The organism is Bradyrhizobium sp. CB1015 (assembly GCF_025200925.1).
In the GTDB taxonomy this organism is placed as follows: Bacteria; Pseudomonadota; Alphaproteobacteria; order Rhizobiales; family Xanthobacteraceae; genus Bradyrhizobium.
In genome coordinates this window covers 6,399,275-6,413,575 of sequence record NZ_CP104174.1, presented here as the reverse complement: position 1 = coordinate 6,413,575, position 14,301 = coordinate 6,399,275, and the positions used below count along the sequence as shown (strand labels likewise).

At 63.3% G+C, this 14,301-nt stretch carries 10 protein-coding genes and 2 pseudogenes; 6 read left to right on the top strand and 6 right to left on the bottom strand.

Annotated features, from left to right (window positions below):
• Nucleotides 1–17: 17 nt before the first annotated feature.
• Both N2604_RS30070 and N2604_RS30065 read left to right on the top strand, forming a co-directional pair.
• Nucleotides 18–824 (top strand): SDR family NAD(P)-dependent oxidoreductase, encoded by an 807-nt coding sequence (locus N2604_RS30070; protein ID WP_260371659.1) that lies wholly within the window; start codon nt 18–20, stop codon nt 822–824.
• A gap of 165 nt (nt 825–989) precedes the next feature.
• Nucleotides 990–3,080, top strand: a complete 2,091-nt coding sequence (locus N2604_RS30065; RefSeq protein ID WP_260371658.1) for a molybdopterin oxidoreductase family protein — start codon at nt 990–992, stop codon at nt 3,078–3,080.
• Here the strand turns inward: N2604_RS30065 and N2604_RS30060 are convergent.
• Nucleotides 3,077–4,462 (bottom strand): caspase family protein, encoded by a 1,386-nt coding sequence (locus N2604_RS30060; RefSeq protein ID WP_260371657.1) that lies wholly within the window; start codon nt 4,460–4,462, stop codon nt 3,077–3,079. The two genes, N2604_RS30065 and N2604_RS30060, sit on opposite strands and share 4 nt — an antisense overlap.
• 166 nt (nt 4,463–4,628) lie before the next feature.
• Here N2604_RS30060 and N2604_RS30055 point away from each other — a divergent pair, with 166 nt between their 5' ends.
• From N2604_RS30055 to N2604_RS30045, 3 genes and pseudogenes are all read left to right on the top strand, one after another.
• Nucleotides 4,629–5,411: an enoyl-CoA hydratase/isomerase family protein gene (locus N2604_RS30055; RefSeq protein ID WP_260371656.1), complete on the top strand. Its 783-nt coding sequence runs from the start codon at nt 4,629–4,631 to the stop codon at nt 5,409–5,411.
• 603 nt (nt 5,412–6,014) lie between these two features.
• Nucleotides 6,015–6,116: pseudogene (locus N2604_RS30050) on the top strand (IS5/IS1182 family transposase); the annotation flags it as partial.
• A gap of 470 nt (nt 6,117–6,586) precedes the next feature.
• On the top strand, nt 6,587–7,117 hold the full coding sequence (locus N2604_RS30045; RefSeq protein ID WP_260371655.1) for a hypothetical protein: 531 nt from the start codon (nt 6,587–6,589) through the stop codon (nt 7,115–7,117).
• Nucleotides 7,118–7,602: 485 nt separating this feature from the next.
• Here the strand turns inward: N2604_RS30045 and N2604_RS30040 are convergent, their stop codons facing one another.
• A complete protein-coding gene (locus N2604_RS30040) occupies nt 7,603–7,803 on the bottom strand; it encodes a hypothetical protein (protein ID WP_260371654.1) in 201 nt (66 codons plus the stop codon).
• 157 nt (nt 7,804–7,960) lie between these two features.
• A complete protein-coding gene (locus N2604_RS30035) occupies nt 7,961–8,788 on the bottom strand; it encodes an AAA family ATPase (RefSeq protein WP_260371653.1) in 828 nt (275 codons plus the stop codon).
• Between the two features lie 471 nt (nt 8,789–9,259).
• On the opposite strand from N2604_RS30035, the gene N2604_RS30030 reads away from it, so the two are divergent.
• Nucleotides 9,260–9,877 carry a hypothetical protein gene (locus N2604_RS30030; protein WP_260371652.1) on the top strand — a complete coding sequence of 206 codons (618 nt, stop codon included), beginning with the start codon at nt 9,260–9,262 and terminating at the stop codon, nt 9,875–9,877.
• A gap of 458 nt (nt 9,878–10,335) precedes the next feature.
• Here the strand turns inward: N2604_RS30030 and N2604_RS30025 are convergent.
• The 3 genes and pseudogenes from N2604_RS30025 to N2604_RS30015 form a co-directional block, all read right to left on the bottom strand.
• Nucleotides 10,336–10,663, bottom strand: a pseudogene (locus N2604_RS30025) (IS630 family transposase); the annotation flags it as partial.
• A gap of 193 nt (nt 10,664–10,856) precedes the next feature.
• Nucleotides 10,857–11,285, bottom strand: a complete 429-nt coding sequence (locus N2604_RS30020; protein ID WP_260371651.1) for a heme-binding protein — start codon at nt 11,283–11,285, stop codon at nt 10,857–10,859.
• Nucleotides 11,278–14,253 carry an FAD-binding and (Fe-S)-binding domain-containing protein gene (locus tag N2604_RS30015; protein WP_260371650.1) on the bottom strand — a complete coding sequence of 992 codons (2,976 nt, stop codon included), beginning with the start codon at nt 14,251–14,253 and terminating at the stop codon, nt 11,278–11,280. Before N2604_RS30015 ends, N2604_RS30020 begins: the two co-directional genes overlap by 8 nt.
• Nucleotides 14,254–14,301: the final 48 nt, after the last annotated feature.

Here is a 14,301-nt window from a genome sequence, read left to right as displayed (position 1 = left end):
CCAGGGAGATATTGTCAGTGACGGACTATCGCAAGCTCTTCGATCTCACCGGCAAAACCGCGCTCGTTCTCGGTGCCGCATCCGGCATCGGCAAGTCGTCGGCCGAAGCGCTTGCGGATCTCGGGGCCCGCGTCGTCTGCGCCGATCGCGCGCTCGACGCAGCGGAGGCGACCGCCGCCGGCATTCGCGACAAGGGCGGCTGGGCGGAAGCAGCTAGCTGCGATGCCGCGAGCGCCGCGGACGTCCACTCACTCGCGAAAACCGTGATGCAGAAGTTTCCGCGGCTCGACATCGCCGTGACGACACCCGGGCTCAACATCCGCAAGACCATCCTCGACTACACCGAGGAGGACCTCGACCGCGTCCTCAACCTCAACGTCAAGGGCACGGTCTGGTTCTTCCAGGCCTTCGGCCGCATCATGGTCGCGCAGAAGGGCGGCAGTATCATCGCCTGCTCCTCTGTGCGCGCGGTGACCATCGAGCCGGGCCTCGGCGTCTACGGTTCGACCAAGGCGGCGATCGGCCTCTTGGTGAAGGGCTTTGCCTCCGAGGTCGGCCATGCCGGCGTGCGCGTCAACGCGATCGCACCGAGTATCGCCGAGACCACGCTGACCGGCCCGTTCAAGCAGCGCCCCGACATCTACAATCTCTACGCCGGCCACACCGTGTTCAACCGCTGGAGCAGCGCCGACGAGGTCGCAACCGCCGTCGCCTATCTCGCCTCGGATGCCGCGAGCTATGTCAGCGGCAGCACGCTGTTCATCGACGGCGGCTGGACCGCCGTCGACGGCCCGCCGACCGGTCTCACCCAGTTGCACAAATAGCGAAATGCGCAGCTTGGATTGCGCTTGCACGTAAGCGCGGCCCACTGGCGGGCCTCCTTCGCAATCGCAGCAGGAACCTCCGGCGCGTGCGCTTTGAGCAAATCGCATGGGCCTTGGCGGATAATGCCCTCGGCTGGCAGGTATTTTGGTGTTACGAACGAGGACATGAACCAGCACGCCAAGATCGAGATCCGCCATTCGACCTGCCCCCATGATTGCCCCTCGGCCTGCGCCCTCGATGTCGAGGTGGTCGAAGGCAACAGCATCGGTCGCGTCCGGGGTTCGAAGAAGCAGACCTACACCGCCGGCGTCATCTGCGCCAAGGTCGCCCGCTATGCCGAGCGCATCCATCACCCCGAGCGATTGATCTATCCGCTGCGCCGCACCGGGGCCAAAGGTTCAGGCCAGTTCGCGCGGATCTCCTGGGACGAGGCGCTGGACGAGATCGGGCATCGCTTCAATGCGGCCGAGCGCGAGTTCGGCGCGGAATCGATCTGGCCCTATTACTACGCGGGCACGATGGGCCTCGTGATGCGCGACGGGCTCAACCGCCTCACGCATGTGAAGAAATATTCGCGTTTCTATCAGACCATCTGCGCCAACGTCGCGCGCATCGGCTTTGCGATCGGCACCGGCAAGATCGCCGGCGTCGACCCGCGCGAGATGGCGCTGTCCGATCTCGTCGTGATCTGGGGCACCAATCCCGTCAACACCCAGGTCAACGTGATGACGCACGCCTCGCGCGCCCGCAAGGAGCGCGGCGCGAAAATCGCGGCGGTTGACATCTACGACAACGAGACCATGAAGCAGGCCGATATCAAGGTCATCCTGCGCCCCGGCACCGATGGCGCCTTCGCCTGCGGCGTCATGCATGTCCTGTTCCGCGACGGCTATGCCGACCGTGCCTACATGGACAAGTACACCGATTGCCCGGCCGAGCTCGAGGCCCATCTGCAGACGCGCACGCCGGAATGGGCCTCGGCCATTTGCGGCGTCCCGGTGGCGGAGATCGAGGCGTTCGCCAAGGCGGTCGGCGAGACCAAGCGGACCTTCTTCCGTCTCGGCTATGGCTTCACCCGCTCGCGCAACGGCGCGACGCAGATGCATGCGGCGCTGTGCATTCCCGCGGTGACCGGCGCCTGGCAGTATGAAGGCGGCGGCGCCTTCTTTAACAATTACGCGCTGTGGCGTTTCAACGAATCTATCATCGAGGCCCACGACGCCATAGACAAGTCGACGCGCGCGCTCGATCAGTCGCAGATCGGACGCATCCTCACCGGCGATGCCGAAGCTCTGCAGGGCAAGGGTCCGGTCAAGGCGATGCTGATCCAGAACACCAATCCGATGACTGTGGCGCCGGAGCAGGCGCTGGTCCGGCACGGCTTTGCGCGCGAGGATCTGTTCGTGGCGGTGCACGAGCAGTTCATGACCGAGACGGCGCAGATGGCCGACATCGTGCTGCCGGCGACCATGTTCATGGAGCATGACGACCTCTATTACGGCGGCGGCCATCAGCACATCTCGGTCGGGCCGAAACTGATCGACCCGCCCGGCGAATGCCGCTCCAACCACGAGGTGTTGCAGGCGCTGGCGCCGCGGCTCGGAGCCAGGCATCAGGGCTTCGAGATGAGCCCGCGTGAATTGATCGACGCGACGCTGAAGCTGAGCAATCACGGCGACATCGCCGGCCTCGAAGCCGACCTCTGGCGCGATCTGCAGCCGGATTTCCGCACCTCGCATTATCTCGACGGCTTCGGCCATGCCGACGGCAAATTCCATTTCAAAGCCGATTGGGCGCATCCGCCGTTCGGCGTCACCATGGGCGATGTCGACAAGATGCCCGATCTGCCGGACCACTGGGCGGTGATCGAGCACGCCGACCAGGGCCATCCGTTCCGGCTAGCAACCAGCCCCTCGCGCAGCTTCCTCAACACCACCTTCAACGAGACACCGTCCTCGCAGGCGCGCGAAGGCCGGGCCAGCGTGATGATTCACCCGCTCGACGCCGCTGCGCTCGGCATCGCCGATGGCGACGCGGTGACGCTCGGCAACAGCCGCGGCGAGACCACGCTGATCGCGATGCTGTTCGAGGGCGTGCGGCGCGGCGTCCTGATCGCCGAATCCGTTCATCCCAACAGCAACCACATCGGCGGCCGCGGCATCAACATGCTGACGGGCGCGGACACCATCGCGCCGATCGGCGGCGCGGCGTTCCACGACAACAAGGTCTGGATCAGGAAGGCGGCCTCAGCTTAAGGCACGCACTCCGTCACGCCGTAGCCTGCGAATTCCTTCGCGATGTTCGGGTTCATCGACTTCGCCTGCGCGATGTCGGCGGCGCCGTCGCCGCCGCTTCGGCGCGTAGCGATGCCGCGGCCGAACAGCGAGGATGAGGCGTGCGGGTTGCGCTGGATCGCGTCGGTATAATCCTTGGTCGCCTCGGCATTGCGCCGGAGCTTGAGGTTGACGAGCCCGCGGCTGTCGAGCGCATCGCTCAAGCCGGGATCGACCTGGAGCGCCAGATTGCAATCGGCGAGCGCGCCTTGCAGATCGCCGGTCGCAGCTCGGGTCCAGCAGCGGTTGTTCAAGGCTTCCGCGTCCTTGGGCGCGCGGCGGAGCACCGCGTCGAAATCCTGCATTGCGAGCGGATAGGCGCGCTTGATCGCGTAGACCTGGCCGCGCTTGTAGCGCGAGATCGCATCGTTGGCGTTGGCGGTGATCTTGCGGCTGAGATCGGCGAGGACGGGATCTCGCGCCAGCTCGTCCGCATTCGGAGCGGGCTCCGCCTGGGCCACCTCGCAGACCGGCTTCTGCGGCTCGGGTGTTTGCGCCTCCGGCTTGATCGGAGCCGTCTCGTCCCGCGGCCGCGTCGCCGCGCTTGCGAACGAGAAGTCCGGCGTCAGCGAGGAGGACAGCCAGGGCACTTGCTCGCGGTTGGTGGCGGCAACCACGCCGTTCTTGGTGTTGGTCAGGGCCTGCTCGGCGCTGATGTTCGGCGCGCGCATTTCGCGCAGCAGCTCGGCGATGAACAGGCTGCGATCGGTCTTGCCGCTCGCCGTGACCGCGCCGAGCGCGGCGGAGTAGAGCACCAGCGAATTGCTCGGTGCGATCGCCGGTGCGAGGCCGGCCGAATAGCGGCGGAAGCGCCGCTCGAACGGGTTGCGGCGGGAGGCGTCGATCAGCGCGATCTTGATCGCGGCACCGCGCGTGTTCATCTCGGCGAGGATGGTATCGAGGCTGAAGCCGTCGCGCGTGACATCCGGCTCGGTCCAGATCTGGGCGTCGACCGGCAGCAGATAGGTCTGACGGTTGGACTGGATGGCAAATCCGTCGAAAAAGATCAGCGCCACCGCGCCGCGCTCGATGCGGTCGTAGAAGCGGCCCAGCACCTGCCGCATCGCATCGCCGGTGAGATTGCTCAGCCTGTCGACGACAAAGCCGCCGCGCTTCAATTCCTCGGCGATGTCCTGGGCATCGTTGGCGACGTCGCTGAGGACGAATTCATTGTCGGGATATTTCGCGTTGCCGATCACCAGCGCGATCTTCGCGGCGTCGGCCGCAGGACATGCGGCACCGCCGCTCAGCACGACCAGTCCTGCCAGCAACAACATGAATGCGGCGCGCATGAAATGGCTCATCGGTGATCAAATCTCCGGTCAGGATAGCGCGCGCAAGCCCCAATTCAATCGCGAAGCGAAGTTGCGCCCACACGCTATGGTGACGCGACCTTGCAGATTGTCCTTGCGCGCATCGCCCGTCCTGCCGCAAATGGCTGCAAAGCGGGACCAAGCAAGCGAGCATGCCATGACCGACCCCACAGCTGTCATCGCCGAGAAGCGCGGGCAGGCGTTCTGGATCACCATCAACCGGCCGGAGAAACGCAACGCGCTGAACGGCGAGGTGATCGCCGGCATCACTAGAGCATATCGCGACGCGCATGACGACAAGGATGTCCGCGTCATCGTGCTGACGGGCGCGGGCGACAAGGCGTTCTGCGCGGGCGCCGACTTGCAGAATTCCGGCGCGGCTTTCGCGATGGATCATTCTAAACCAAATGTCGACTATGCCGATCTGTTACGTTTGTCACAGAACGCCACCAAGCCGGCGATTGCGCGGGTCGGAGGCGTCTGCATGGCCGGCGGCATGGGCCTGTTGTGCATGACCGACATGGCGGTTGCGGCCGATCAGGTCGTCTTCGGCCTGCCGGAGGTGAAGGTCGGCGTGTTCCCGATGCAGGTGCTGAGCCTGCTTCAGCGCATCGCTCCGCCCCGTCTCGTCAACGAATGGGCGCTCACGGGCGAGCCGTTCGAAGCCAAGGCCGCGCAGGCCGCAGGCCTGCTCAACTATGTCGTGCCTGCCGCCGAGTTAGATGCCAAGGTCGACTGGCTGATCGGCCGCATCGTCGACAAATCCCCGACCGCGATCCGCCGCGGCAAATACGCCATGCGCGCGATCGCCTCGATGTCGTTCGACGAGAGCATCGCCTACACCGAAAGCCAGATCGCGCTGCTCGCGATGACCGAGGACGCCAAGGAGGGCCTGAAGGCGTTCAGCGAGAAGAGGAAGCCGGTCTGGACGGGAAAATAGGTGATCATTTCAGTTGGACGCCTTGGTCGTTCAATGCACCGCCATGCCGCGGAATGACCGGCGTTTAGTCGAATAGCGAGTGATTTTGTCCGATCGAGCGACGCTCTTTGGCCGTGATCAGCTGCTTCCCGGTGCGCTTGGCGTAGGTTGGTAGTTGGCGGCTTGCCACCGTGACAGGAGGCGTTCTAGATTGTCATTTCTGACACCGCGTATTGCTCGGCACTAAAGGCCGGCTGTGCTGTGAGCAAAGATTCGCGAGTTCTCAATGTTCATTCCGCCATCGGGACGAGCCTGAGCCGACGCATCACACTGCGGTTTGGCGGGTCTTCGGTGCGCCTGGAAGCCAAGTTGCTCGACTTGTTCTGAACGGAATCGTTTGCTTCGCTAGGAGCACCGTCTTCGAAATTCGCCTCAACGCGAGGCTTGATCGAATCTGGCATTCCGGGGGTACGTGACAGCTTGTTCAGGATGAGCTCTTCAATAGCCTCGATGCCTGATACCATGACTCGAGAGAGATAATCATTATCCCCGATTAACACTCCATCACCTCACTCAGGCGATCTTTCCTTCGAGTAAAGCTGTCGGGCCTGCTTTTCAAGCTTGCGAATGTTCGAAGCGCTCGCAGATGATCCCGAGTTTGAATACCTGATCGTTGACTCCACCATTGTCCGCGCCTACCAGCACGCCAGTGGCGATTGTCGCGGGCCGTCGATCCACGTTCGTCCGGCCGACCGATGATCCAAGCTGGAAATGCGGTGCCATTGCGGGTCGCTCAGGACGAGCCGATCCATTACACCCAAGGCCTTCCTCCTAAGAGAAAGCCTTGAATCACATTCCGTCTGATTTGAGAATCCCAAGAGTCCACACAGTCTAGAGCTGCTGCGAGCCCTCTTACGCTCAACCGCGAGGGCGCCGGGTTAGGTTGATAGTCAAAACAAATGGAGACTGCAGGCAAAATTGCGCCGGGGCCGAATTTGAACACGGTCGTTCCGAGGACCGTGGCAGCACCTATCATCAAGACCAAAATTAACGTGTGGAAAAGCTCGTCAATGGGAAGCTAACGTTCTTTAGCTTCCCGACCGGATTTGAGCTGCTTGGTCCCCAAGCCTTATCCTTGATGCCTAGTCTTCGGCGTCTGTGTCGGAGCCTCATAAATATACACCAGGAGAGAGTAAATGTCGACCAAAACGCTTTCGACGGCGGATATCAAGACCTTTCTCGAGGGGCTGTCCCACAGCATCGAGCTCGACCAGATCTACGTGGACTCGTTGCCGAGAGAGCGGTTTTCGAGGACATACGACGATGGATTGTGGCGCGATTGGCGTCGCGATCATCGCGCGTTCATCGACAAGTTGATCGCGTCCGCCGACCGCATGAGTCCCTCCACTCTGCTGAGGCTGACCGACGTGGCCCTGAGCTTCGACCCTGCGGTCGTCGAACACATCATGCTGGAGACTTTCGCGGGCGTGGTGGGCGGCGCTTACGCGGAAGACTGCGAGACAGCGCAGCGCTTCTTCAAGTGGGTGGGAGACGAAGTCGTGCGGCAGGGGCGTGGAAAGCGAGCCAACGGGTCCGCCACCAAGGCGATCTCGAAGTGGCGGTCGACGGTCGACCCGCTCCTCATCGCGCAGGATCCCGAGTGCGGCTATCCGGTGCGGGGCGCGCGTGCCCGTTCCCGGCGCAGCACGAACCGGTCGGCGGTCTGAACGGCGCGTCGGCGGTCTCCGAGCCAAGCGCGTCGAAAATGTTGCGATGAAGTTCGGAGCCGCGTGACCCGCGCCAGGCCACGTACGAACTCGCTTCATCGTCCGACGCGAAGGCGCCACGGGGGTCGTCATCAAACTTGGCAGCTTCGGTGTCGATACGACCAGCAGCTCGGCTTCGCGCTCGAAGTCGTCGGAAGGTTCGTCGGCGCCCACTCGATCGAATATTCCCTGATCGCCTAGGCGAAGCGGATGTGCATCTCCTGCTGAGAAAGGCGCCGCATCTTGAGATGCTGCCATTCCGCATCGAACCGCGACATGCGATGGGCCTCTGCCCGTCGGTGAAATAATCGGCCGAGGACGAAAGGCGACTGCTGCGGCCCATACCTGCGACAGCCTGGCTAAGCGAAGCGCCAGGCGCCAGATTGAAGTTCAGCCCGGTCAGGCTGGTGATAGTCGGCTCAATCGGCGCCGATCGCTGCTGGAAATCACGATGATTGACAGTCGTCGGCATAGCCGAATTTGACAGCGGCGATCTCCAGGACCTCGGTGCGCGTGGTGTCGAGGCTCGTCGTCTCCAGGTCGTCGATCAGCCCAATCCTATCATTTGCGGAGCGAGGTTGGGGCGTCCGGAGGACCAGGCCGTTCAGCATCTTGTAGTTACCTGTGGCCTCGAGCGTGCGAGCCATTGCCTCCTCGTTCCCGTAAACTTGGCCAGAGCAATCTCCGGCGGGCTCGGCACTTGAGTGGCGGCTTTGACTAGAGAGTCCTAAAGGATTTGCCGGTCGTCTCCACGACAGGCCAAATGGAGTGTTGGGAGGTTATTTGGACATGGCGGTATGGCCCTCAATTCCGGGTGGCCTTGGCGTCTCGGTCGCGCAGGATTGCCTCGATGATGCGACGCAGCCGTCGGACCGAGCCGCCACGCCAGCTTCGCGCGGCGACGGTGCGCTCAGTCCTGTCGAGCGGCAGAAGCCAGTTCGTGGCGAGGCCGCGTTCCTTCGCGAGATCTGCGATAATCGCGGGCAAGAGTGCGTCGAGATCAGCGGACGTCGGTTTCGGAAATCTCACCACCCGAAACCGATCCCGGATCGCGGAGGGCAGAGGATCTAGGCTGTTGGCGGTCGCGACGTAGGAGACCTGCGACAAATCGAGATTTATCTGCAGCGCTGGGTCCGGATAACGAGCGTTTGTTTCGGGTTCGAGAAATCCGAGCAGGCAGTCCCAGAGCCGACCGTAGTCATTTCGCGTTGCGCTTTTTTCGATCTCGTCGATGAGGATCAAAGGGTTGGCAATTTTGCCCTGCGCCACGGCGAGAAAGGGATGGCAGGGTTCGGCGCTATACCACCGGCGATCCGTGCCGCCGAACGCCGCGCCATCAGCGCGGCTGGCATCCGTGCGCCAAACGTTGATGCCCAGTAGCTCTCCCAGGCGCCTGGCGAATCGGCTCTTGCCTCCACCGGGATCGCCCACGAATAGCAAGGGACCAAGGCGAACAGTGACCCGGCCGACAAGATCAGCCAGCGCGAAATCAATGACGTCGGCGGCATAAGGGAATTCGAAAATAAGGGTATTGCGCACGGCATGCAGCGACGGTGAGGGCACGAGTGGCAGGGCGACGTTGACGACACCTTTGAGCGGCGCAAGCACCTCCTTGAGTTTGGTGTTCTTCATCTGCTGCTCGGAAAGCCGTGCCACAACAACACTATGTTCCGGCGCAGGCGGCGTCGAGGGCTCATCATCGGGAGCTGGACTCACCAAGTCCGACCGCCTCCGTCGCTCTTCCTCCTCTTTCAGCTCGCTGCGCAAGGCGATCCTGGCCGCCAGCTATTTCCAGCGTCGCCGGCTCAGTCTGCATCCGGCAGGCGGTGAGTAGAACTCGAGGCTTTCGGGCAGGCAAATGACCGGCGAAAACAACGGCCGCCGTCTGGAAATACGAAACAGTTTCGGATTTGAACGCACGGCGTCTCGTTTAATTCTTGCAAAATGAGAATTCGGCCTACATGATTTCCTTGAGCTCCCGCTCGAGCCAAGCGGTGATGCTGCCGACCTGTTCTGGCGCGTCGTACCTCATCTCAACAGTCTACATCGCAGCGTTGTCGCGGCTTGCCGCGATGCGGGTAGGCCCAACGAGGGGTGTGTGCCATGAGCAACACTTTTGACTACTCGGCGTTTTTGCCGTCTGAGACTGCCTTTTTGCAAGCGTCCGCCAAGCGTGTGCGTGCTCTGATCCGCCGCACCACCCATCAGCTCATCGAAATCGGGGACACTCTTGCCGAGATCAAGAGCCGGATGCCCCACGGGCAATTCACCGCGTTTTGCAACGCCGAGTTGGGTCTCGAGCTCCGCTCGGTGGAGAATTATATGTCGCTCGCTGAGTTCGCCAAAACCTATCCGCCGGCTCTGGTAGCGCGGCTGCCTGCACGTGCTGGCTATAAGCTCGCTGAAAAGTCTGCCCCCGCCGACACTGTTGCGGAGATCATGAGCGAGGTGTCCAACGGCAAGCTCTTCACCGCCAGCGAGGTGAAGAACCGTCTCGAGACCGCAAAGCACGCGGAGCCTTCGTCGACGGCTCCGGATATCGCTTACCTCGCGGACCGGCTGCTCAACGCACTCGACGTGCACGACGTCGGAGATCTCGTGCTTCTTCTGGGCACTGCGACCCGGTCGACGATCGCCGCGTTTTGCGAGCGCTTGCAGCAGGGTCTCGAACATCGTCGCTCGACCACCGCAACTACACTGATGTTGCCTCAGAACCACTAGCCGATCAACTAGCGCCGGTGGGACACGCATCGCGCGGTGCTACCGGCGACTTAGACTTCTCGCAGACGATGGCGCGCATGGCCGGATGCCTTACACCCGAGGTCGCGACATGCGTTGGGTGCGTGCTGATCTCCTTTCAGAGCGGTGTCCTTCGGGCGAGGGCTCTCGCGTTCCAAGCCTCCGTTTCCTCCGACGTGGAGCCCATTACTGAGGCCGCAAGCCCGGATCCTGCTGCACGCCACGCATAGCCTCCGAGTGTTCCTGATCATCACGGGCGTCATCGAAGCATAGCTGTTTGACGTCATGCCGCGTCGTCAGCCGCAGTATCGTCGGTGACTGTTATTATCGCGGCATCACGGCTCACAATGCTGATCATCGGGCGCGTTGATCATGCCGCGCTTGAATGCTACACATCCGCTTGATGTTCGCCCCAATTTGTCTGACTTTTCAGGTGTTTGGTGGGGAGCGCAGGCTGGCTGAGTACCTTCAGGGTCCCAGCCCCGCAAAGGGGCCATGTTGGGTTGATCCAGGTCTCATCGATTGAAGACGAGCCTGCCGGGATCGAGCCCGGCCTGCGGAAGCGCCAGCGCTGGCGCCTACAGGAGATGTCGGCGCGAGCTTGTTCGAGTGCGAACAGTGTTTTTTTGCGAAGCCGCTCCCCGCGCAGGAACAGCCAGACCGCGTTGTGCGAGACTTTGACCCACGGGCTGCCAGTTCCGCCTTCAGACCATGTAGCGCCAGGTGCGGCGTCTGAGTGATCCGCTCGACGATGAAGGTGCGGTGCGGGTGGTAAGCAAACTTCATTGTGCTATTTGCGTTCGGGACAGGCGTAAGCTCAGAAGTCGCTCCGGATTGCTGATAACCGATCGATTTGATTTAAGCCCGATTTCTGCTTCTCGGCCACAAAGTGCTTGACTTGGTTGCCCAGCACTGATGAGCCCCACCAAATAGAAAACTTATTCAGCAAGACCGGTTTGGGCTAGCCCGCGCTCGCCTTCAACCCCGCCGCCTCGATGGCCGCCACCGCGCAGGCCTCGTCATTGTCCGACGTATCGCCGGAGACGCCGACCGCGCCGAGCAACGTCGCGCCGTCCATGATCAGCACGCCGCCGGGGACCGGCACCAGCGCGCCCTTGGCAATCGTGTTTACGGCATCGATGAAATAGGCCTGCTCCTGCGCGCGCTGGAACAAAGCGCGCGAGCCCATGCCCATGGCCAGCGCGCCATAGGCCTTGCCATGCGCAATCTCGGCGCGCATCAGGCTGGTGCCGTCTTGGGCGGCCGCGAGCTTGAGCACGCCGCGCGCGTCCAGGATAGTGACGACCAGCGGCTTCAGCTTCAGCTCGCCGGCTTTCGCGAGGGCGGCGTCGAGGATTTTTCGTGCGGTGTCGAGGGTGAGATCAGCCATGGCTGGTTTCCTTTGCCGCTGGAGAAGTGGCGTTGGACTTGGCGCGATCGAGGCTCATGGCCAGCACGCGCGCGACGTGAAGCGCTTCGCGCTGGGTGCCGTCCTCGATCTGGTGCCGACAAGAGGTGCCATCGGCGACGACCAACGTGTCCGGGTCCGCGCGCCGTACGGCGGGCAATAGCGACAGCTCGGCCATTTCGATCGAAGCATCGTACGTGTCCGCACCATAGCCGAACGCGCCGGCCATGCCGCAACAGCTCGACTCGATGGTCTCGACCTTGAGGCCCGGGACGAGGCGCAGCACCTGCTCGACCGGCTTGAAGGCGCCGAAGGATTTTTGATGGCAATGGCCGTGCACCACGGCCTTGTCGGCGACGATGCCGAGCGGCAGTTGCAGCCTTCCGGCCTCGGCCTCGCGCACCAGAAATTCCTCGAAGGTGAGGGCGTGGGCGCCGATCGCCTTGGCTTCATCGTCCTTGCGCAGTGAAGCGAGCTCGTCGCGCAGCGTCAGGAGGCAGCTGGGCTCGAGGCCGACGATCGGCACGCCGCGCGCCGCGTAGGGCGCGAAAGCCGAGACCAGCCGGTCGAGCTCGACCTTAGCTTCGTCGACGAGACCGGCAGACAGGAAGGTGCGGCCGCAGCACAGTGGATGGCTGCCGCTCGCAGGTTTTGGTAGATGCACGCGATAGGCGCCTGCCGTGAGCACGCGCAGCGCGGCGTCCAGATTCTCGCGCTCATAGATGCGATTGAAGGTGTCGGCGAACAGCACGACCTCGCGGCCGGTCTCCGGGCCAACGCTTTCGGCGGGCGGCACGAATACATCGCTGCGGAAGGCGGGGAGGGCCCGGCGCGCGCTGATGCCGGCAAAGCGCTCGAACAGCTTTCGCAACAGCGGGCTGCTGTTGCGCAAATTCGCCAGCAGCGCCAAGCGCGAAGCAAGGCCGGCATAGCGCGGCAGATATCCGACCAGCCGGTCGCGCAGCGTCAGGCCGTGAGAGGCGGCGCGCGCCGCGAGCACCTCGATCTTCATCTTGGCCATGTCGACACCAACAGGGCATTCGTGGCGGCAGGCCTTGCAGGAGACGCAGAGTTTGAGCGTCTCCATCATCTCGTCCGACGACAGCGCATCAGGGCCGAGCTGGCCGGAGATCGCAAGGCGCAGCGTGTTGGCGCGGCCGCGGGTGACGTCCTTCTCGTTGCGTGTGGCACGATAGGACGGGCACATCACGCCGCCCTCGAGCTTGCGGCAGGCGCCGTTGTTGTTGCACATCTCGACCGCGCCCTGCAATCCGCCGCCGGCGCCGGGATAAGCGGACCAGTCGAGTTTTGTCTTGAGCTCCGCGACGCGATAATCGGGCTTGAAGCGGAATAGCGAGCGGTCGTCCATCCTGGGCGCATCGACGATCTTGCCGGGATTGAGCACGCCGGCGGGATCGAAGCGCTGCTTCACCTCCCTGAAATCGGCGACAAGACGCTCGCCGAACATGGTCTCGTGGAATTCGGAGCGCACCAGCCCGTCGCCATGCTCGCCGGAATGCGAGCCCTTGTACTCGCGCACCAGCGCGAAGGCCTCTTCGGCGATGGCGCGCATCGCCTTGACGTCTTTCTCCAGCTTCAGGTTCAGAACGGGGCGCACATGCAGGCAGCCCTCCGAGGCGTGTGCGTACATCGTGCCGCTGGTGCCGTGCTTGGCGAAGACTTCGTTCAGCCTAGCCGTGTAGTCGGCAAGATGCGGCAGCGGCACGGCACAGTCCTCGACGAAGGAGACCGGCTTGCCCTCCTGCTTCATCGACATCATGACGTTGAGACCGGCGGCACGGAAATCGGCGATGCCGCTCTGCAGCGCGGGCTCGGTGATCTCCACCACGCCGCCCCATTTGCGGGTCTCGTTGCTCCAGCCGAAGCCGAGATCGCCCATCAGCTCAGTGAGCTGCTTGAGGCGCGCCAGATTGTCGGCCTGATCTTCTTCGGCGAACTCGACCACCAGCACGGCATCCGGATCGCCCTTGATCGCTGCCGAGATGATCGGCTTGAACATCGCGATGTCGCGGCCGAGCGCGATCATGGTGCGGTCGACCAGCTCGACCGCGATCGGCTTCAGCTTGACCAGGTACTGGGCCGCATCCATCGCTTCGTAGAAGCTGCCGAAATGGCAGACGCCGAGCACCTTGTTGCGGATCACCGGCCACAGCTTCAGCTCGACCTTGGTGGTGAAGGCGAGGGTGCCTTCCGAGCCGACTAAAAGATGCGCCATGTTGTTCGGCGCGTTGCGCGGCACCAGCGCATCGAGATTGTAGCCGCCGACGCGGCGCTGCACTTTTGGGAAGCGCGCGGCGATCTCGTCGGCCTCGCGGGTGCCGAGGTCGAGCATGTCGCGGAACAGCGCGCGGGCGCTGTCGCCGGCCTTAAGGTCGGAGAGATCGCGCGAGACCTCGCCAAAACGGCCCAGCGTGCCGTCGGCGAGCGATGCCTCCATCGAGAGCGTGTTGTCGCGCATGGTGCCGTAGCGCAGCGAGCGGCCGCCGCAGGAATTGTTGCCGGCCATGCCGCCGATGGTGGCGCGGGAGGCCGTGGAGACGTCGACCGGAAACCACAGGCCGTGCTTCTTCAGCTGCCGGTTGAGGTCGTCGAGCACGATTCCGGGCTCGACCACGCAGGTGCGGCCTTCGACATCGAGCGACAGGATTTGATTGAGGTGCTTGGAAAGATCGACCACCAGGCCGTCATTGACGGTCTGGCCGCATTGCGAGGTGCCGCCGCCGCGAGGGGTGACCTTCAGCCCCTCGTCGCGCGCGATCGCCAGCGCCCGCAAGGCCTCGTCCATGGTCTTTGGGACCACCACGCCGGCCGGCATGATCTGGTAGAACGAGGCGTCGGTGGCGTAGCGGCCGCGGCTGAAGCCGTCGAATAGGACGTCGCCAGTCAATTCCGACCGCAGGCGCCGTTCGAGCGAGGAGGCGTTCGTCATCCCTGATCCCGGACTGATCCAGTAAGGCTCGGCCTTGCTGGCTTATTC